The sequence below is a fragment of the Aeromonas sp. 55A genome (assembly GCF_051919665.1).
Lineage (GTDB): Bacteria > Pseudomonadota > Gammaproteobacteria > Enterobacterales > Aeromonadaceae > Aeromonas > Aeromonas veronii.
In genome coordinates, this window is the sequence record NZ_JBQBEH010000008.1 from 2,736,864 (window position 1) to 2,757,167 (window position 20,304).

The 20,304-nt window shown below is 57.8% G+C and carries 15 protein-coding genes; 11 read left to right on the forward strand and 4 right to left on the reverse strand.

The features are described 5' to 3' along the window. Nucleotides 1-22 precede the first annotated feature (22 nt). Nucleotides 23-3,304, reverse strand: a complete 3,282-nt coding sequence (gene mscM, locus ACTG2G_RS16820) for a miniconductance mechanosensitive channel MscM (protein WP_139428901.1) — start codon at nucleotides 3,302-3,304, stop codon at nucleotides 23-25. A 155-nt stretch (nucleotides 3,305-3,459) separates the two neighbouring features. Here mscM and ACTG2G_RS16825 point away from each other — a divergent pair, with 155 nt between their 5' ends. Next, a complete protein-coding gene (locus tag ACTG2G_RS16825; protein ID WP_421268978.1) occupies nucleotides 3,460-4,797 on the forward strand; it encodes an MATE family efflux transporter in 1,338 nt (445 codons plus the stop codon). Between the two features lie 88 nt (nucleotides 4,798-4,885). On the opposite strand, the gene ACTG2G_RS16830 is transcribed toward ACTG2G_RS16825, so the two are convergent. Next, nucleotides 4,886-5,707, reverse strand: a complete 822-nt coding sequence (locus tag ACTG2G_RS16830) for a peptidoglycan DD-metalloendopeptidase family protein (RefSeq protein ID WP_374995454.1) — start codon at nucleotides 5,705-5,707, stop codon at nucleotides 4,886-4,888. 302 nt (nucleotides 5,708-6,009) lie between these two features. Here ACTG2G_RS16830 and ACTG2G_RS16835 point away from each other — a divergent pair, with 302 nt between their 5' ends. Beyond that, nucleotides 6,010-6,789 carry a BPSS1780 family membrane protein gene (locus ACTG2G_RS16835; protein ID WP_439974882.1) on the forward strand — a complete coding sequence of 260 codons (780 nt, stop codon included), beginning with the start codon at nucleotides 6,010-6,012 and terminating at the stop codon, nucleotides 6,787-6,789. 66 nt (nucleotides 6,790-6,855) lie between these two features. On the opposite strand, the gene ACTG2G_RS16840 is transcribed toward ACTG2G_RS16835, so the two are convergent. Next, nucleotides 6,856-7,755 (reverse strand): LysR family transcriptional regulator, encoded by a 900-nt coding sequence (locus ACTG2G_RS16840; RefSeq protein ID WP_005362277.1) that lies wholly within the window; start codon nucleotides 7,753-7,755, stop codon nucleotides 6,856-6,858. Between the two features lie 126 nt (nucleotides 7,756-7,881). Here ACTG2G_RS16840 and ACTG2G_RS16845 point away from each other — a divergent pair, with 126 nt between their 5' ends. The 4 genes from ACTG2G_RS16845 (at nucleotide 7,882) to oxyR (ending at nucleotide 12,330) form a co-directional block, all read left to right on the forward strand. Then, nucleotides 7,882-8,742, forward strand: a complete 861-nt coding sequence (locus tag ACTG2G_RS16845; protein WP_439985910.1) for a Vmh family MBL fold metallo-hydrolase — start codon at nucleotides 7,882-7,884, stop codon at nucleotides 8,740-8,742. A 75-nt stretch (nucleotides 8,743-8,817) separates the two neighbouring features. After that, nucleotides 8,818-9,462: a DsbA family protein gene (locus ACTG2G_RS16850; RefSeq protein ID WP_439985652.1), complete on the forward strand. Its 645-nt coding sequence runs from the start codon at nucleotides 8,818-8,820 to the stop codon at nucleotides 9,460-9,462. Nucleotides 9,463-9,633: 171 nt separating this feature from the next. Continuing rightward, on the forward strand, nucleotides 9,634-11,274 hold the full coding sequence (locus ACTG2G_RS16855; RefSeq protein WP_421205182.1) for a methyl-accepting chemotaxis protein: 1,641 nt from the start codon (nucleotides 9,634-9,636) through the stop codon (nucleotides 11,272-11,274). Nucleotides 11,275-11,430: 156 nt separating this feature from the next. Continuing rightward, nucleotides 11,431-12,330 (forward strand): DNA-binding transcriptional regulator OxyR, encoded by a 900-nt coding sequence (gene oxyR / locus ACTG2G_RS16860; RefSeq protein ID WP_429205212.1) that lies wholly within the window; start codon nucleotides 11,431-11,433, stop codon nucleotides 12,328-12,330. Between the two features lie 49 nt (nucleotides 12,331-12,379). Here the strand turns inward: oxyR and ACTG2G_RS16865 are convergent, their stop codons facing one another. Beyond that, a complete protein-coding gene (locus tag ACTG2G_RS16865) occupies nucleotides 12,380-14,851 on the reverse strand; it encodes a penicillin-binding protein 1A (RefSeq protein ID WP_216953056.1) in 2,472 nt (823 codons plus the stop codon). A gap of 299 nt (nucleotides 14,852-15,150) precedes the next feature. Between ACTG2G_RS16865 and tapM the strand changes: the two genes are divergently transcribed. From tapM to ACTG2G_RS16890, 5 genes are read left to right on the forward strand one after another with little or no spacing between them, the layout of a single operon-like run. After that, the gene (gene tapM, locus ACTG2G_RS16870) at nucleotides 15,151-16,212 is read left to right on the forward strand and encodes a PilM family type IVa pilus assembly protein TapM (protein ID WP_421386184.1); all 1,062 of its coding nucleotides are present in this window, start codon (nucleotides 15,151-15,153) and stop codon (nucleotides 16,210-16,212) included. Then, entirely contained in the window at nucleotides 16,200-16,778 is a 579-nt protein-coding gene (gene tapN / locus ACTG2G_RS16875) for a PilN family type IV pilus biogenesis protein TapN (protein WP_421386185.1), read from the forward strand. The genes tapM and tapN overlap by 13 nt, the downstream gene beginning before the upstream one ends. Beyond that, nucleotides 16,775-17,374: a PilO family type IV pilus biogenesis protein TapO gene (tapO, locus tag ACTG2G_RS16880; protein ID WP_216953059.1), complete on the forward strand. Its 600-nt coding sequence runs from the start codon at nucleotides 16,775-16,777 to the stop codon at nucleotides 17,372-17,374. The genes tapN and tapO overlap by 4 nt, the downstream gene beginning before the upstream one ends. Continuing rightward, the gene (locus ACTG2G_RS16885) at nucleotides 17,371-17,904 is read left to right on the forward strand and encodes a pilus assembly protein PilP (protein WP_216953060.1); all 534 of its coding nucleotides are present in this window, start codon (nucleotides 17,371-17,373) and stop codon (nucleotides 17,902-17,904) included. Before tapO ends, ACTG2G_RS16885 begins: the two co-directional genes overlap by 4 nt. A gap of 16 nt (nucleotides 17,905-17,920) precedes the next feature. Then, nucleotides 17,921-20,134, forward strand: coding sequence for a type IV pilus secretin PilQ (locus tag ACTG2G_RS16890; protein ID WP_421386186.1), 2,214 nt, complete (start codon nucleotides 17,921-17,923; stop codon nucleotides 20,132-20,134). Nucleotides 20,135-20,304 lie beyond the last annotated feature (170 nt).

Here is a 20,304-nt window from a genome sequence, read left to right on the forward strand (position 1 = left end):
TCTGCTCCTTTTACCTCGCGGATCAGCCGCGGCTCAGGTGAATGTCGATCTGTTGATGGGGCAGGGTAAGTCCCTGCTGCTGCATCTTCTCCAGCACCAGCGAGTGAACCTCGTGGGTGATGGGCATCCGGTGATCCATGTTGTTGACGTAGAGGCGGATCTCGTAGATCAGTGCCGAGTCGGTGAATTCGATCAGGAAGACCTCTGGCGTCGGCGTCTCCAATACCAGGGTCGATGCCTGGATGGACTCTTCCAGAATGCGCTGCACCAGTTTCGGATCCCGGGTCAGGCCGATCCGGATCCGCAGTTTGACCCGGGTGATGGCATCGGAGAGTGACCAGTTGATGAACTGTTCGGTGATGAAAGCCTTGTTGGGCACGATGATCTCCTTGCGATCCCAATCCACGATAGTCGTCGCCCGGGTTTTGATCTTGGTGACGGTGCCGGTGAGATCGCGGATGGTGACGGTGTCACCGAGCCGGATCGGCTTCTCAAACAGGATGATGAGGCCGGAGACAAAGTTGGCGAAGATCTCCTGCAGACCGAAACCCAGCCCCACCGAGAGGGCGGCGACCAGCCATTGGGTCTTCGACCAGTCGATGCCGAGCATGGAGAAGCCGGTGAGGGCGCCGATCAGGATCACCAGATACTTGCTGGTGGTCGTGAGGGCAAAGCCGGTACCCGGGGAGAGGCTGAGGTGTTGCAGCAGGGTCAGCTCCATCAGCCCCGGCAGGTTGCGGGCTGTCACCACGGTCAGGATAAAGACGAAGGCGGTCAGCATCAGATCCTGCAAGGTGATGGCCGAGAGCTGCTCGATGCCGCCAATCTTGCTGCTTACCTGCCACACCTCGATATTGCTGAGGAAGCTGAAGGCGGAGTTGAGATCCGACCATTGCACCACCACCAGCATGGTGAAGCCCAGCATCAGCAGGGTACGCACCAGCCCCAGCGACTGGGCACTGATGGTATCGAGATCCAGCTCAGTCTCTTCCACCACGTCCGGGGTCTCGGAGCTCAGCTCGTCATGCCCCTCTTCCCGGCCGCGCTGGGCCAGGATCTCGGCCCGCTTGCTCTTGGCGCGCTCGAAGGCGAGGCGGCGGCGCTGGATCAGCATCCAGCGTCTGGCCAGATAGTAGACCAGCAGGCAACCCAGCCCCATCAGCAGGCTAAGCTCCAGCTGGCGCAGCAGGGTGCGCGAGGTATAGAAGTAACCAAACAGGGCGCCAATCACCGCCAGCAGTGGCGCCAGCATCAGGCTGTTCCAGATGAAGTGGTGCAGCAGATGGGGCTTGGTCATGTCGGTCTGGCCCCAGGTGAGTGGCAGCCGCTCCCGGTTGAGGCGGGCAAAGAAGAGCAGCAGCCAGAGTGCACCGATCATGAAGGCCATCCGGCCGAGAGAGTCGTAGAAGGCGTGCTCCTGATAGCTGTTGGCCATCCCCTGTACGAAGAAACTCGGGATCAGCACCAGCAGCAGGGTGCGAAACTGCCCCCATACCTTTTGCACCTGTTCCCGGGGCCAACGGAAGTGGTGGATCAAAATCCCCCGCTCCAGCGTCAGGTGGCGAGCCATCACCAGTGCCAGCAGCAGAAACCAGATCTCGCCAAGGCCGCGCGCCACCGCCACCGCAAACGGGTATTGCCAGGCCCCTTCGAGCAGGCCGCGCACCATCAACACCATGGCGGGCAAGGGGAGGGCGGCAAGGAGGGAGCGCAGCAGCAAGCGGCTGGTGAGGCTGAATTTGTCCTGGGTTACCTTGCCGATCCGCGGCGCAATATGGTCACAATAGAGGTTCAGGTGACGAGCCAGCTTGAACCAGCTCCAGGCCAGCACCAGCAGACCAATACCGGCCAGCGTGAGGCTCAGCGGGCTGTTCTCGGCGATGGCGTAGGGCAGTTGCAGCCAGTTATCCGGGTTGAAGGCCAGGGTCAGCGCGGCGGGAATGCCGAGCATCACCTGTGGGGTAAAGGGGCGCACATCTGGCATCCAGAACAGGTGGCTGGCGCTTATTTCGCGGATCTCGTCGATCTTGCTGTTCTGGCGGCTGTAGAGCAGTTTGAGGCGGGTCTGCTCCTGAATGAGGGTGTCTGAGGCGTCGTTGAGCCGGGTCAGCAGTTGGCGCCGGGCCTTGAGCAGGTTGTCGAGCACCGCTTGCTGCGGCCGATCCAGCGTTACTTCCTCTTCGGCCATCAGCTTGTCGCGCAGCTGGCGGGTATCCTTGAGCCCATCCTGCTCGCTCTCGTACTGGTACTTGGCCATGCGGGCGCTGACGATGGCGGACTCCAGCTTGTCGAGGGGGAACTGGGGAGGAAGATCGGAGAGTTTGCTGCGCAGGTTCTCGCCGTAGGCATTACTGATCTGCAGCCATTCCAGCTGTTCGCGTACCGAGTTGACCAGCTCATTCAGTTCAAACAGATTCTTGTCGACGCTGCGCTGCTCGTCCTGCACCCGCTCAATCTGATCCTCCAGCGTGCCGAGCTGGATGGAGAGTGCCTGATTCTGCTGTTGCTGCTCCAGCAGCAGCGGCATGTCGGTGGTGAGTTGTTTGCGCAGCCGCTCGCTCTCCTCCAGCGCCTGCTCGGTCTTCTCCCTCCGCAGCTGGTTCTGCTGGGTCAGCAGGCTGGCTTGCCACTCATCCTCGTCAGCGATGGCCAGATTGAGCTCCTGCAGCTTCAGCTTGCCGAGATCGTTGCGCTGCTGGGCCGAGAGCTGCTCCAGCTCCAGCATCTGGATCCGGTCGGAGAGGCTCTGCTCTTTCATTCTGGTCAGCAGCAGCTGTGCCTCCTGCTGGCGATCCGATTCGCTGCTGAAGCTCAGTCGCTCCAGCTGGCTGCGGGTCAGTTGCAGCTGTTTGCGCAGATCGTCCACCCGCAGGTGATACTCCTGCCCGGTGCTCTCCAGCTGGTTGAGGCTGTCCATCACCCCCTGCCGCTCCTTGCGCAGGTTGAGCTGGCGGTTGCTGCTCAGGCCAATGGCCTGGCGCAGCGCCTCCTCCTTGAGGCTCGCCAGCGGCGGGCGAGCAGCGGGCTGATAGTTGTGCAGGCTCTCCTTGAGGCGCGCCGACTCCTTGGGGTAATCGATGAGGATCTGCTGATAGGCTTTACTCTGCTCCCGGTAACGCTCGGCCTCTCTGGCAAATTGCAGCGCCTGCTGGTAGCTCTCCCGCAGTTTCTGGTTTTCCGGGGTATCGCTCTTGGGCACGCTCTGCAACAGGGATTCGGCCTGGGCAATGGCATCGTCGGCGCGCACGGTTGGCGGCAACAAGAGAAGGGAGAGCAGCAAGAGGGTGAGCAGGCGTTGCAACATGAGGCTCGTTTCCGTTCAGAAGAGGTGGCCCTAGCCTAAAACAGGGCAGGGAGGCGGGTAAAGCAGTCTATATTAATGATTCATAACACAAATAACAGGAAGTCGTGCTGCCGTTTCGCTATGATCCCGGCCGCTTTCTCTCCACCGAGTCGAATATGTCAGCTGTTGATCTGGGCACAGCCCCGCTATCTCGCCTTTTCTGGCGTTACGTAACCCCGACCGTGGCGGCCATGCTGATCACCGGCATCTATGTCACCATCGATGGCATCTTCGTTGGCCATGTGCTGGGTCAGGATGGCATGGCCGGTCTGATGCTGGCTTATCCCATCTGCGCCGTGCTCTATGCGGTGGGGGCGCTGATCGGCATGGGGGCCTCGTCGCTGGTCTCCTTCTATCTGGGGCAGGGCAATCCGGCCAAAGCCCGCCATATCGTCGGCAATGCCCTGGTGATTGTGTTGCTGGCCTCGGCACTGCTCAGTTTTATCGGGATCCGTTATGGCGAGCCCATGCTGGCCTGGATGGGGGCGGAGGGGGATATCTTCACCGCCGGGCTCTCCTACCTGCAGGCCTACGCCTGGCTTGGCGTCTTTGCGGTGCTGTCGATGGCGTTCAGCTCGCTGCTGCGCAACGATGGCCGCCCCGGATTTGTCACCCTCATCATGGTAGTCGGGGGGCTGCTCAACGTGCTGCTCGACTATCTGCTGATGGTGGTGTTTCCGTTCGGACTGGCCGGGGTGGCGACGGCCACCATGCTCTCCCAGGCGGTGACGGGCCTCGCCTGCCTGTGGCACTTCTTCACGCCGCGCAGCCAACTGCGGATAAGCTGGGACACCTTGCGCCCTGATCTGCGGCTGATGGGCGAAACGGTGCGCCTCGGGGTCTCCAGTTTTCTGATGTACCTCTATCTCTCTGTGGTGCTGGCGCTGCACAACAAGGCGTTGCTAGCGGTGGGTACTTCGCTGCATGTGGCGGCCTACGGGGTGATCAGTTACACCGAGGCCTTCTTCTATCTGGTGTTTGAGGGGATCGCCATGGGTATCCAGCCCATCGCCAGCTTCAACGCGGGCGCCGGTCACTGGCGGCGGGTGCTGCGGATCCGCAACCTGGCACTCGGAGTGACGTTGGGGATCGCCCTGTGCGCCATGTTCCCGCTCTATCTGTGGCCGGAGGCGGCGGTCTATCTGTTTGCCGGGGACAACGCTACCTTGCTGCCGGTGGCGAGCCTCGGGATCTGGCTCTACTTCTGGGGGTTGCCGATGGAGGGCTTGCTGCTGGTGGGGGCCACCTACTTCCAGGCCATCAATCGGGCCCGCATCGCCTCCCTGCTCACCGGTGGCAAGCTGGTGCTGATCGGCGGTTTCTTGTGGGGATTCTCGACCCTGTGGGGCGTGCCCGGGGTCTGGCTGGCATTGCCAACGTGCAGCTCGCTGCTGGTGTTGGTGATGTGGCGGGCGATGCGTCGGGAGTCCGGCGCCCACGCGCTGGCCGGATAGGTAATCAGGTTCGACGTGCAGATAGCAGACAGGCAGCCATGGGCTGCCTGTTTTGTTAGAGGATGTTTTGTTAACGGGCTCTGCCGATTCAGGGCTTGAAGGCGCCGATAAAGATAGCGGGATCGACCCGGGTGTCGTTGAGGCTGACGTTCCAGTGCATATGGGGGCCGGTAGCGCGGCCGGTCGAACCGACTCGCCCGACGATGCCGCCACGCGGCAGGCTCTGGCCGAGCTTCACATCTACCTTCGACATGTGGCAGAACATGCTGATGAGCCCCTGACCGTGGTCGACAAAGACGGTATTGCCATTGAAGAAGTAGTTGCCGATCAGGATCACCTTGCCTGCGGCGGGGGACTTGATCGGGGTGCCGGCGCCCACTGCGAAGTCGAGGCCGGAGTGGGGATTGCGCTCCTCGCCATTGAAGAAACGACGCAGGCCAAACGGGCTGGAGAGGGGGCCGTTGACCGGCTTGTCGAACATCAGGTTGCTCGGCTGGTTGGGGCTGAAGGTCTGGTAAGCCCGGGTCTGCTCCGCCAGCTCGCGGTTGATACGTGTCATATCCTCGGCGAGCGGATTGACCTGACGGCTGTTCTTGAGCTTGATGTGCTGCTCGCGGTAGTGCTTGGGGGTGACGGTGAAGCCAAGCGTGCGCCCATCACCGGTAGTCAGCTGCTGGGCCCCAAGCGGGCTCTTGAGGGAGATGCCGACGATGGCGATCCACTGGCCATCTTCCTGCACGACCAGTACGGGCTTGCCCTGATAATGGGCTTGTGGCGCCGTGGATGCCTTGCCAAGGGGCACGACGGCCACGCCACCCGGCACCGGATGGTTGAGCAGGCGACTGATAAAACCCTCGGCCAGGGCTGACTGGCTGGCCAGTAACAACAACAGACAACACACAACTCTCATGACGATACCACTCGATGTTAAAGCGCCCGGGATGGCGGGATGACAACCCTCTGTCCGGTATTCGTCGATCACTAAAGGGTGAGCACGACACGTAGGCCACGACAGTAGCGGTTGGGGGAGGGAGCAGATTGTGCCTCGTTATGGTCGGGGCAGCCAGAGGCGAGGCGTGGCTGACGCCCCTTTTGTGTATATCTGCGTCAGGTTTTATGTCGTAGTCGGGCCGCTTCGCCATTGAGTCGCCCCCGCCCTGGCTCTAGAATCGGCTTCCGGCACTGATGCCACCGACACTCCGAGGAGACGATATGAACGGATTACCCCCTTTGCGCACCACACCGGCCCGGTACACGACAGGTCGTGGCTGGCTCTGGGTTCGCAGCGGGTTCGATATCTTCAACAAGGGGATGGGGATCAGCGTGGCCATGGTGCTGGTCTGGTTTATGGTGGGCATGCTGCTGGAGCAACTGCCAGCGGGTGGCCTTATCTCCCAGCTGCTCTACATGGTGTGGGGCGCGGGTTGGGTGGCGGTCGCCGCTCGGGGTTATCGGGGGGAGCCGCTGCAGTTTGCCGATCTCTTCGCCGGTTTTCGCCACAAGCTGACCCCGCTGATGCTAGGCGGTCTGCTGGTGTTGCTGCTGTTCAGCCTGGTGGGCCTCGTCTGTCTCGGTCTGCTCTCCATGTGGGGGCTGCTCCCGCTGCTGACGCAGGATCCCGAGAGCATGGTGGTCTCTGCCAGCCAGTTGCAACAACTGCTGCTGGTGTTGCTGGTGGGTATGCTGCTTATCATTCCCGTGCTGATGGGGGTCATCTTTGCTCCTGCGCTGATCTACCACCACGATATCGGCATCATTCAGGCGGTACGGCTGAGCTTCTTCGGCTGCTGGCGCAATATTTTTCCCTTCTTCTGGTGGGGGCTGCTCTCAGCCATTTTGTTGCTGTTTGGCGCTGTGCTGTTGCTGGTAGGTCTGCTGGTGGTGATCCCGGCGCTCAACTACTCCATCTATGTGGCTTATCAGGATATTTTCCTGGACGAGAGTGCGCAGCCGGAAGCGCCGCACTCAGAACCATTCGGATTTGAAGCCTGAGCAAGGGATCAGAGTGAAGAAGGGGCCCGCAGCGGCCCCTTCGTTATGTTTGGGTGTGCGGAGTGCTTACTCCTGCCAGATGGGATCCGCCGCCATGCGGGCCAGCAGAAAATCGAGGAAGCTGCGCAGCAGTGGCGACATCTGCTTGCGAGTGGCATACACCCCGTAGACGCCGAGGCGCTTGGGCTGCCAGTCGGTCAGCAGGGGCACCAGTTCCCCACGCTCCAGATAGGGTTGTGCCGAGTAGCGTGGCTGCAGGCTGATCCCTGCGCCTTCCAACGTTGCTTCCAGCAGCAGGTTGGAGATATTGGCGCTCAGGTTACCACTGACCGGCACTGACTCGGGACCGTCCGGTCCATTGAACTCCCACAGGCTCTTGCCAAAGTAGGTGTAGGTGAGGCAGTTGTGCAGCGCCAAATCCTGCACCTTGTGTGGCATCGGATGACGGGCCAGATAGGCCGGGCTGGCACAGACTACCGAGTGGCAGGTGCCGAGACGGCGCGCCACCAGATTGGGGTCGAGGTCGTTGGTGATGCGCACCGCCAGATCGATCCGCTCCTCTACCAGATTGACGGTTCTGTCGAGCAGCAGAATGTCGATGGCCGTCCCCGGGTATTGCGCCAGATAGTCGTTGGCAGCCCCGACCAGCAGCGCTTCTGACAGGGAATAGCTGCTGGTGATCCGCAGTTGTCCCTTGGGGGCGTCATCTCCCTTCACGGCGATCTGCTCCATCTCTTCGCCGAGTGCCAGCATGGCGCGGGCCCGGTTCAGCGCCTCCTCTCCTGGCCCGGTCAGGCTCAGACGACGGGTGGTGCGGTGCAGCAGGCGGGCGCCCATCCAGCTCTCCAGCTCGGCCAGATAGCGCGACACCATGGCGCGCGACATATCCAGTTTCTCTCCGGCGCCGCTCAGGCTCCCTTGTTCGACTACGCTGACAAAGACCCGCAAGGCGGTCAGTCGATCCATGTCTGGCTCTCTATATGTTCGATATGTGCAACAGTTATGCGCTTTTTATGCTGTATTTGCACCTTAAGTGATCCAATACACTGTGTCCATCAAATGAACCCCCGAATACTTAATGAGGAATAGATGATGAACAACACCCTGATCCGCAACCTGACTCTGGCGACCACCCTGCTGAGTGGCGCCGCACTGGCCGCCCCCCTGAGTGTGACCGTCTACAACCCTGGCGAGAAGGCGATCTTCCCGGTCTCCTCCTCACTGGTGACCGGTGACAAAGAGGCCATCCTGATCGATGCCCAGTTCGACGTGCAAAATGGTCAGGCGCTGGTCGACATGCTCAAGAAGAGCGGCAAGAAGCTGACCACTGTCTATATCAGTGCCGGTGACCCCGACTTCTACTTCGGTCTGGAGCCGGTCATGGCGGCGTTCCCGGATGTCAAAGTGCTGGCCGACCAGCATGTGGTTGACCATATCAACAAGACCAAGGATGCCAAGCTGAGCTATTGGAGCCCGATCCTCGGCAAGGGCGCACCGAAGAGCCTGACCGTGCCGCAAGTGATGACCGCCAGCCACCTGACGCTGGATGGCGAGAAGATTGAGATCAAAGAGATGAACACCCCGAATGCCTACCTCTGGGCCCCTTCCATCAAGACTGCTTTTGGTGGTGTACCGGTCTACCACGGGGTGCATGTCTGGATGGCGGACAGCCAGACCAAGGCGGCCCGCAGTAACTGGGTCAAGGCGCTGGACAACCTGCTGGCCCTGAAACCCGAGCGCGTGGTACCGGGCCACTTCCTGGGGACTGCTCCCAAAGGCACTGCTGCTGTGACCTTTACCCGTGACTATGTAGAGCGTTTCGAACAGGAGCTGGCCAAGGCGAAAAACTCCGGTGAGCTGATTGAGGCTCTGAAGAAGGCCTATCCGGCACTGCCGGTTGACGATGGTCTGGCCATCGGTGCCAAGGTCAATACCGGCGAGATGAAGTGGTAAGCCACTGAGCCTGCTTTCCCTGTGTTTTTTTACCGGGCCTAAGGGCCCGGTTTTTTATCCGAGATTGAAGTGAGAATGAAGATGAGCGAACAACAAACTACCCTCCATTATGTCTATGACCCGCTCTGTGGCTGGTGCTACGGTGCCGCCCCCCTGTTGCAGGCGGCAGCCACCATTGCCGGACTCAAGATCGAGCTGCATGCGGGCGGCCTCTGGATGGGTAGCCGCCGTCAGCCGATGGGCGAGGCATTGCGTGATTATGTGCGCCCCCATGATCAGCGGATCGAGGCGCTGACCGGCCAGCATTTTGGCGAGCGCTACTTTAACGAACTGCTGCTGCGCGAAGGGTGTCTGCTGGACTCCGAGCCGCCGATCCGTGCGGTTTTGGCCGTCACGGCCTTGGGGGGGGATGGGTTGGCTATGTTGCACCGGATCCAGCAATCCTACTATCGGGACGGGATCTGGATTGGTGAGCCGGCATTTCTCGCCACGCTGGCGGCAGAGCAGGGGGTCAGTGAAGACGCGTTCCAGCAAGCCTATCTGCAGGCCCCCTTGCTGCAACATCTGGCAGATAGCCAGGGCTGGATGAAACGGCTGGGTGGTCAGGGTTATCCCACCCTTGGGCTGATGCACAAGGGGCGGGTCACGCCTGTACGGGTTGCCGATTTTCTGGGGGAGCCGGATGCTCTGAGCACGCATCTGCTGGCTCTAATGACATGATGGCTGTTATTTGAACACGAGACCGCGTCAGGAAAGGTGTCCAGGGCCGATAGGCAGACAAGCACAGAAACGGTATGAAATCCTTCTGTTTTCCGGGTGCAGGCTATGCTCTATATGACCATTCCCGGTGGATGTTGCGGGAGTGAAGACTCATTTCAAGGAAGCCCTTATATGTTCAAAAACATGTCCATCGGCCAGAAACTGAGTGCCGGATTTGCCATCCTGGCCTTGTTGGTACTGGGCTTGGCCTGGTTTTCAATCAGCCAGCTGGCAAAGCTCTATGGTGATACCGAAACCATCACAGGTAATTTGCTGCCTTCTACTCGTCTGGCGAGCCAGATGCATGTCGCAGTGCTGGATGCGCGTCGTTCAGAGTTGGCCCAGGTCATCGGTGGCCTGAACAAGGATGAGCAAGAGGTAAGCGATCGCACCCTGACCTTCAATAAGGCCAAGCAGGAATTTGAGCAAGCAGCCCAAAAATATGGTGCTTTACCTTTCACTACTGGTGAAGAGAAGCAGGTTTATGAGCAGGTGGTTGCGGCGGGGGCCAAGTATTTTTCGGTGCATGACCAGCTGATAAATGCCTTTGCTGCTGGCGATCTGGATAAAGTCAGAAGTCTGCGCAAAAACGAGACTCGTGCCGCATTGGAAGAGGTTGGTGCCAAGTCTTATCGTTTGCGGGAGATCAATAACGAGATTGCCGATGAGATGGTGAAAGACATTGCGGCCATGTATAGCAATGCCAGAACCATGAGCATTATTGTCAGCCTGGTGACGCTGGGTTTTGTGGTGGTGATTGCCTGGCTGTTGACCGCCCAGATCCGCAATCCGGTGATGGCCCTGCTGGAGCAGACCCGCCGTGTCTCCTCCGGTGATCTTACCTCCCGCATCGATATGCAACAGTTCAACAATGATGAACTGGGGACTCTTGCCAAAGGGTTTGGCGAGATGCAGACCAATTTGCGTACCCTGGTCAGTGAAGTCTCGGGCTCAGTGGTGCAACTGAGTTCGGCCACCGAAGAGATGAGCTCGGTAGCAAGGCAGTCAGCGGCCAACATGAGTGCCCAGCAGCATGAACTTAATCAGCTGGCAACCGCGATGAACGAGATGCAGGCTACGGTTCAGGAGGTTTCTCGCAACACCAGCGATGCCGCCAGTGCCGCCACCTCGGCCAGCGAAACCGCAGAGATTGGGGCCAAGACTGTTAATGACTCTATTTTGCGCATCGAGCGGGTGGCGGGGGCCATCGAGAGCACTGCAGTGGTGATCCGCCAACTGGGCGATGATAGCCGCAATATCGGCATGGTGCTGGAGGTGATCCGCGGCATTGCCGAACAGACCAACCTGCTGGCATTGAACGCGGCGATTGAAGCGGCCCGGGCCGGTGAGCAGGGACGGGGTTTTGCGGTGGTGGCTGATGAGGTGCGTACTCTGGCCAAACGAACCCAGGACTCCACCTCCCAGATCAATACCATCATTGCCGAGTTGCAGCAGCGTGCCGAACAGGCGGGCAGTACCATGCAACAGAGTCAGGAGCTGATGAACACCACGGTAGCTACCGCGCGGGAAGCGGGCGAGTCTATCTCCCAGATCAGTGGCTCGGTCAGCAGCATCTCCCACATGAACATCCAGATTGCAACGGCCACCGAAGAGCAGGGCGCGGTGAGCGAGGAGCTCAACCGTAACGTGGTCAATATCAGTCATGCTTCCGAAGAGGTGGCCGCCGGTGCCACCCAGATGGCTCAGGCGTGCAACGAGTTGAACCACCTGGCTACCCAACTGCAGGATATGGTGCGCCGTTTCAGGGTGTAATCCATCGGCGAGTCAAACAGCTCGATTACCGCGAGGTGATCGGGCTTTTCTGTTTTGGAGGGGCAGCCAGAGAGGCTCACTGCAAGTGGATGACTTGTCCCGCCGGACGATATTGTGCATGCTGATGGCCCATTTTCCAGGCAGGACTCTTGCTGTATGAATCTTCGCGATCTCGAATATCTGGTGGCGCTGGATGAGGAAAAACATTTTCGCAAAGCCGCTGAACGCTGCTTTGTCAGTCAACCCACCCTGAGCGGCCAGCTGCGCAAGCTGGAGAATGAACTCGGGGTCATTTTGATCGAACGTACCTCGCGCAAGGTGCTGTTTACCCCGGCTGGCGATGCCATGGCCCATCAGGCTCGTCGGGTGCTCAAGGAGGTGCGCGAGCTCAAGAGCATGGGTCAGCACTTCTCCGAGCCGATGTCCGGGGAGATCCATATCGGTTTTATTCCGACCGTGGGCCCCTACCTGTTGCCCCGCATTATCCAGACCCTGCGTGAGCATTTTCCCCAGCTGGAGTTCTATCTCTATGAGGAGCAGACCCAAACCCTGCTCAAACGGCTGGAAGAGGGGGAGCTGGATTGCGTCATTCTGGCCGAGATGCCGGGGATGGAGGGGTTTGGTTCAATCCAGCTCTACCACGAGCCGATGTGGTTGGCTGTGCCTTGCCATCACCCCGAAGCACAGGCCAGACAGGTGCCACTCGGCAATCTCAAGGGCAAGAAATTGCTGATGCTGGCCGATGGCCACTGTTTGCGGGAGCAGGCGATGGGATTCTGTTTCGCCGGCGGGATAGGTGAGGATCAACGCTTCAAGGGGACCAGTCTCGAGACGCTGCGCAACATGGTGGCCGCCGGTAGCGGCATGACCCTGGTGCCAAAGCTGGCCGTACCCGCCGATCATGATGAGGGAGGTGTGAGCTATCGTCCTGTGGTTGACCCTGTGCCGGGTCGTACCATCTCGCTGCTCTATCGCCACTACTCGGTACGTCGCCCCTGTTTCAACGAGCTGGCAGCCTCGATTGCCACGCTGATGAGCAAGCAGTTGGCCCAATAAAAAAACCGGCAGCCAAGGCTGCCGGTTTTGCTTCTGCCGCGAGAGCAGCTTAGAAGATATCGTCGGTTGAGACAGGCCCTTCCACATCGGGGTTGTCACCACCATAGACCTGATTGCCGTCCGAACTGGGCGCGGCGTAACGGGTCGGCTCGGTCCCTTCCTTGAAGTATTCGTCGGTTCCGCCACTGGTCGCCAGCAGTCCGGTTTCGCTGTCAATCTTCACCGTCATGATCCCTTCGGGAACCGGCATCTTGTGCTCCGGCAGCTTTTTGAGGGCGACTTTCATGAAGTCGATCCAGATAGGCTGTGCAGCGCCACCACCAAACTCGGCACGGCCAAGGCCACGCTGGTGGTTGTCAAAACCGATCCAGGAAGTAGCTACGATGTCCGGGGTATAGCCGGAGAACCAGGCATCCCGCGATTCGTTGGTGGTACCGGTTTTGCCGGAGATATCGTGACGTTTCAGGTCACGGGCTGCACGCCAGCCGGTACCACGCCAGCCGTTGCCACCCCAGATGGCTGTGCTCAAGGTGTCGGTGATCAGGAACGCGCTCTGGGCACTGATGGTATGCGGGGCGATGGTTGGCGCGAGAGGGGTCTGCGTGCCATCTTGTGCTGCGCCATCAACAGTTGGCTCCGGCAGTGTGCTCTGCTCGGACGCCGTCTGCTGTTCGCAATTGTTGCAGGCAATGGCAGGATTGGCCTGATAGAGGGTGTTCTCCAGGCTGTCGGTGACTTTGTCGATGAAGTATGGGGTCACCAGGAAGCCACCGTTGGCCAGTACCGAGTAACCACGCACCACCTCGAGGGGGGTAAATTCGGCTGCGCCCAGCGCCAGCGACTCATGGGGCGAGATGAAGTCGCGGGGGAAGCCAAAGCGTGTCAGACCGTCGATATAGGTATCCAGACCGATGGCGCGCATCAGTCGAACCGACATCACGTTCTTGGACTTGGCCAAACCCAGACGCAGCGGGGTGGGGCCATCATAAACGGCCGGGGAGTTCTTGGGCTGCCACATGGGCCCTTTTGACGGATCCCACTGGTTGATTGGCGCATCGTTGATGAGCGACGCCAGGGTATAGCCGTGCTCCAGCGCGGTCGCATAGAGGAAAGGCTTGATATTTGAACCGATCTGGCGACGCGCCTGATCGACCCGGTTGAATTTGGATAGTTCGAAGCTGAAGCCGCCAACTACTGCTTCCAGCGCGCCATTTTTCGGGTTCATGGCAACCAGCGCGGCGTTGACGTCCGGGATTTGGGCCAGCAGCAACTCTTCGCCCTCTTCCCGCACCCAGATCTGGGCGCCGACTTTCAGTACATCGCGTGCCGATTTCGGGGCATAGCTTTGGCGGTCGTCGGTAATAAAGGAGCGAGCCCATTTAATGCCGTTCCAGCCCAGCTCTGCTTCCTTGCCATTTTTAAGTACCAGTGTGGCGCTACGGTCACCGAGCTTGGTAACTACGGCCGCCATCAGCGGATCATAAGTGGGTTGCTTGCCAAGGTGGGCCACGATCTGCTCGTAATCCCAAGCTGTTTCGCCTGCCTTCCACAACTGGGCCGTCGGGCCACGATAGCCGTGACGCATATCGTAGGCAAAGACGCCATCCAGCAGTGCCTGTCTGGCGGCCCGTTGGCGTTCGGCAGAGACGGTAGTGTAGACGTGTAGGCCCATGGTGTAGGCATCTTCACCAAACTGCTCTACCATCTTCTGGCGTACCATTTCACCCAGATAGGGAGCGTGCAGGGTCACTTCGGCGCCGTGAAAACGGGCCTTGATCGGCATTTTGGACGCTTCGTCAAACTGGGCCTGGGTGATCTTGCCGGTCTCCAGCATCCGACCAAGCACAACGTTGCGGCGCGCAAAGGCGCGCTCTGGGGATCGGATGGGGTTGAGCATGGAGGGGGCTTTGGGCAGACCGGCAATGATGGCGATCTCGTCCAGCCCCAGATCCTTGACCTCTTTACCAAAATAAACCTGAGCCGCAGCACCGATCCCGAAGGAGCGATAACCGAGAGGGATCTTGTTGAGGTACAGTTCGAGGATCTCGTCTTTTGAGAGATTCTGCTCGATCCGCCAAGCCAGGAAGACCTCCTTTATCTTGCGGATGATGGTTTTCTCATTGCTCAGGAAGAAGTTGCGTGCAACCTGCTGGGTAATGGTGCTGGCACCCTGACGGGCATGACCTGATACGGCCCAGACGGAGGCGGCGCGAATAATACCGATGGGGTCAATGCCGGGGTGCTCGTAGAAGCGGGCATCTTCGGTTGCCAGTACGGCATCGATCATTGGTTGGGGGATTTCATCCAAGCGCAACGGAATGCGACGGATTTCACCATATTGGGCGATCAATTCCCCATCTCGGCTGTAGACCCTCATCGGGGTTGCCAGTTTGACATCACGCAGTGCGGTGACATCGGGCAGTTGGGGTTTGATATAGAAGTAGATACCGATGAGGCTGGCAACACCCAGCACAGCACCCAGCATCATGACAATAAACAGGCGAACGAGCCATTTCAGCATGGAAGAACTACCAATCGTCTTAAATTTAGCCAACGGGCGCAGAGTATAGCCCTTTTGCCATCTGGAATTCGAGGTTTTCCTGTGGCAAGTCACCCATCGACAGGATGCGAGAGGTTAGCACTACAGTGAGCAATAACCAAGGTGCCTCCCTTTATCTCAAGAAAGCGAGGTGGGTCACTTTTCGGTATAAACTTTATGACATTGATAGTTAGAGCATTTAGGATGGATCAAGCTCTCATCTGATTAGAGTGTCCTACACTCAATTCAGGTATAAAACCCAATAACGCATGGATGTGTATATGTTTGGGCTATTTAATAAGGGATCCCTCCTCCCCTTGGTGGGCATTGATTTCGGTAGCCAGACCATCAAGGCCGTTACCCTCACTGGTCGTCCCGGCAAGCTGCATATTGAATCTGTTGCCGAGGTCGCCACCCCGAAAGGTACGCTGGTTGATTACCAGCTACAGGATATCGAGCGGGTCAGCCCATCTTTGAAAACCCTCAAGCGCCTTATCTCTGGCCACAGCGATTATGCCGCGACAGCGGTGACTGGTTCCAATGTGATCACCAAGGTCATCCAGATTGATGCTCGCCTTGGTGACAAGGAGCTGGAGAGTCAGGTGCAGCTGGAGGCCGAACAGATAATTCCCTTTCCCCTCGATGAAGTCAGCCTCGATTTTGAGGTGCTGGACACCAGCGCCAGTGAAGATCGTCAGGATGTCCTGTTGAGCGCAGCCCGTACTGAGAGCGTCAATGGCCGGGTCAGCGCTCTCGCTGAGGCTGGCATTGCCGTCAAGGTAGTGGATGTGGGAGCCCATGCCTTGGGGCGGGCCGTTGTGGCCTGTTTGCCCGAGTTGCAGGAGAGTGAGCGACCGATCGGGGTGATCGACATTGGCGCCAGTGCCATGACCTTCGCAGCCTTGGTCAAGGGAGAGGTGATCTACTCGCGCTTGCAGAATTTCGGCGGTGATCAATATAGCCAGGCGCTCTCTTCCTTTTATGGCATGACGCTGGATGAAGCTGAGCAAGCCAAGACCAAAGGCACCTTGCCTGTTGACCATGAGTTGGACGTGTTGATGCCACATATCAACTCGCTGTTGCAACAGGTGCGGCGCAATATCCAGCTATTTTGCAGCTCGTCAGGTTATCGCGATATAGCCAAACTGGTGTTGACCGGGGGAGGCAGCTTGCTGCCTGGCTTGTTGGTACAGGTAAAAGAGGAAGCCAATTGCGAGGTGTTTCATCCGGATTTGTTCGCCCTGTTTGGCAAACCGAAAGGAGAGGCCGAGCTGGTACATGGCGCTAAATATATGACGGCATTCGGGTTGGCTCTGAGGAGTTTTACACCATGTCAAATATAAACCTTCTCCCCTGGCGCGAGGCTCGTGCTCAGCGGCAAAAGAAACAGTTTGGTGCCCTGCTCGGGCTTTTCGTGTTGGTCACTATCGCACTGAGCCTCTTTGCCAACTGGCTGGTCGAGCGTCAGATTGCCGCCCAGCAGCAGCGTAATCAGCGTCTGGTTCAGGAGATGACCATCCTGGATGCACAACTGGGAGAAATACGCCTGCTTAAAGAACGTCGCAAGGAGCTGATCGATCGGATGCAACTCATCGAACATCTCCAAATGCGTCGAAATGTGCCCGTTCGTCTTTTCAACCAGTTGCCCTCTCTGGTACCCAATGGGGTTTACCTCAATACCCTCTCGTTGCAGAACAATATTATCGATGTCAACGGCAAGACAGAAGCTTATGGTCGAGTTGCCAGCATGATGCGTCGAATCGATGGTTCCGGCTGGCTGGGACAGTCGAAAATAAGCACCATTTTTGCAGCGGAGGTCGCGCCGGTATCGTTGAGTCAATTCTCGATGATGTTCCTGATTGCCAATAATACCGCTGCTGCCGGGGATATGGCCAAGGAGAGCAAATGAACCTTCAGCAACTCAACGAGCTTGATCTGAATGACATCGCGAGCTGGCCAAAATGGGCGAAAGCTGTCTTTATCCTGCTGTGCTGTGTGTTGACTGGTGGCGCTATTTATTACTACGTGATTGCCAATTCCTTAGGCAATCTGACCAAAGAGAGCGCCAGAGAGACGGAGCTGAAAGGCCAGTTTGAAAGCAAGGCGATGCTGGCAGCCAATTTGGGCGCCTACAAGGCACAAATGATCCAGCTCGAGCAACTGGTCGATACCCAGCTCAAGCAGCTGCCCAATACCCATGAGGTCGCCGGTTTGCTGGACGATATCAGTTTTATTGCCACCGATAATGGCTTGAAACTCAATCGCATCAACTGGGAACCGGAGGTCAAGCACGAGTTTTCTACCGAATTGCCCATGCGGATCGAGGTGGTAGGTAATTATCATCAGATCGGCAAGTTTACGGCAGATATGGCAGCCCTGCCTCGTATCGTCATACTCGACTCCTTTACCTTGAGTCAGAGCAAGGATGAGGGAGACCTGATTGCTATGTCGATGCTGGCCAAAACCTACAAGTACAACGGTAAAACAGTGGAGCAGAAACAATGAGACGCATCTGCTGGTTGTTACCTGCCCTCTTGCTGACGGCCTGTGGTGGTCAGGAGGAGATGGATTCCTATATTGCTGAAACCAAGGCAAGACCCCCTGTACCTATTGAACCCTTACCCCAGTTGAAGCCGTTTTCCCCCATGCACTATCAACAACGCGATCTGCGTAGCCCCTTCATGATGCCGCAACCAGAAGCAAGTGTCGGGCGCGCGAATAGTGCCCAGGTGAAGCCTGATTGCGCACAGGTTATGATGGACAGAGAAAAAGAGGTATTGGAAAACTACTCTCTCGCCAGCTTGTCAATGCACGGCTCCTTGGGAAAGGCCGGGCAGTTGTGGGCCCTGATCAGCACACCTGATGGAAAATCAATACGGGTCGGGCTCAACCAGTATATGGGGCTCGATCAGGGTAGAGTCATCAAGATTACTCCTACGGCAGTGGATTTACTGGAAACCATTCCGGACGGGAAGGGGTGCTGGGTAACAAGAGAAACCCAGTTGGCGATGGCCAATATGCAAGAAAAACAATAATCAGGGACGAACAGCAATGAGAACAACCATAGACAGTCTAACAAAAGTGGCTTTGCTGTTTTGCGCCAGTGCCTTTGGTCAGGCGTGGGCAGTGGCAACCTTGCAAGAGATAAAAGTTAATCCATTGCTGGCAGACCAGTTGCAACTGGAGCTCAGCTTCAGCGAGCCTGTGAGTGGCTTTACCGATCGTCTCTCCTATCAACCTAACCAGCTCCTGCTGCATGTCCCCGGTGCTGTGGGCGCACTCAAGGTGAACCCGCTGCCTATTCAGCGTCAGGGAGTAGACAACATCAAGGTGGAAGGGAAGGGAGCTGGCCTTGATATCAAGATTGCTCTCGATCAGCTGGCTCCCTATCAGGTGCAGCAACAGGGTAACAAATTGCTGGTTTCCCTTGGTGAAGGGACCTCATCAGCTCTGATTAATGGCGAAAGCGCCCTGATTGCACCAGCCGCAACGGCTTCCTCAGCCATGGTGGCCACTCCAGCTCCTTCGGCACTGCTCAATTCTCAGGTTGTTGCCAAGTCAATGCCTGTTGCACCGGTAACCCCTCCTGTTGCGACGCCTGCTGCCAGCAAACCACTGCTCGGCAGCTATCAAAACAGTGGCAGTGGAGCCTATTTCAACTCGGTGACCGGGGTGGATTTTCGTCGTGGCAAGGATGGTCAGGGGGAGTTTCTGGTCACACTTGACAACAGCTCGGCTGCCGTCGATGTGAGCAGCCGCGGTCAAACTGTGCTGGCCAAGTTTCATGGTACTCGCGTGCCTGATGGTTTGCTTAATCTGATCAATGTGCAGGATTTTGCGACACCGGTCTCTCAGGTTGAGGTGTCCCGGCAGGGCAACGATACCCTGTTTGAGCTGTCGGTTAATGGCCAGTTTGATTACCGTTACGATCAGGCTGATAAACTGTTCATTATCGAAGTGAAAAAACGCACGGCGGCATCTGCGTCTTCAAAGCAGTATCAGGGCAAGCCCATCTCATTGAACTTCCAGGATATCCCGGTTAGAACCGTGTTGCAGCTTATCGCTGACTTCAACAACCTCAATCTGGTTACTACCGATTCTGTGGCAGGCAATCTGACACTACGTCTGGATGGCGTGCCCTGGGAGCAGGCGCTCGACATCATTTTAAAAGTGCGCGGTCTGGATAAGCGGCTTGATAACAACATCCTGCTGGTTGCTCCGGCTGAAGAGATTGCGGCACGGGAGAAACAGCAGCTGGAGAGCCGGAATCAGGTGGCTGATTTGGCACAGTTATATACCGAATATATGCAGATCAACTATGCAAAAGCATCCGAAGTGGCTGCTCTGCTCTCTTCCGAGAGTACCAAGTTGCTATCGCCACGTGGCGCGGTGAGTGTGGATGAACGGACCAACGTGCTGGTTGTGAAGGATACGGCTGAGGTTATCAGCAGTATCAAGCGGATGCTGGATATTCTGGATATCCCGGTCAAGCAGGTGGTGATCGAAGCGCGTATGGTGACCATCGATGACGGTTTCGATGAAGCGCTCGGGGTGCGTTGGGGAGTGACCAAGAACGATGGTCATGGCAACAGCACGTCCGGTTCAATCGAGGGGAATGATGGCTCTGGTAACAACAATGGTGGCTCGACAATTACCAGACCGACAGCAGATGATCGGTTGAACGTCAACCTGCCGGTGACCAATGCTGCCGGTACCCTGGCATTCCAGGTTGCCCGTCTGGCCGATGGAACCCTACTCGACCTTGAATTGTCGGCGCTGGAAAAAGAGAGCAAGGCCGAGATTATCGCCAGTCCGCGTGTGACCACGGCGAACCAGAAACCGGCGTTGATCGAGCAGGGTACCGAGATCCCCTATGTGGAGTCCTCTTCCAGTGGCGCTACCTCGGTTACCTTCAAGAAGGCGGTATTGAGCCTGAAGGTGACCCCGCAGATCACCCCTGACAATCGGGTGATTCTCGACCTGACCGTGACCCAGGATACCAAGGGGGAAACGGTACCGACCGGTACCGGTGATGCGGTTTCCATCAACGCCCAGTCCATCACCACTCAGGTGCTGGTGAACAATGGCGAGACCCTGGTGTTGGGCGGCATTTATCAGCAGACCATCAAGAGCGATGTGACCAAGGTGCCTTTGTTGGGCGATATCCCCGGATTGGGGGCCTTGTTCCGCAAGACCACCAGCGAGAACAAAAAGCGGGAATTGTTGATTTTCGTGACGCCCAAGATAGTCACCGACGCCTTCTGAATGCTTTACATGTGAGGGTAAAACACATATAACCTTACGCCCCAATGAGGCTGGGGCGTAAGGGCTGCGGTTGCCAGTCCCGATATCTATTGAGATAATCCCCCTCCTGATCCATCGCAAGATAAGGTTCATAGGTACCCCGATCCAGTATTCATCGGGGTCGTACAGTT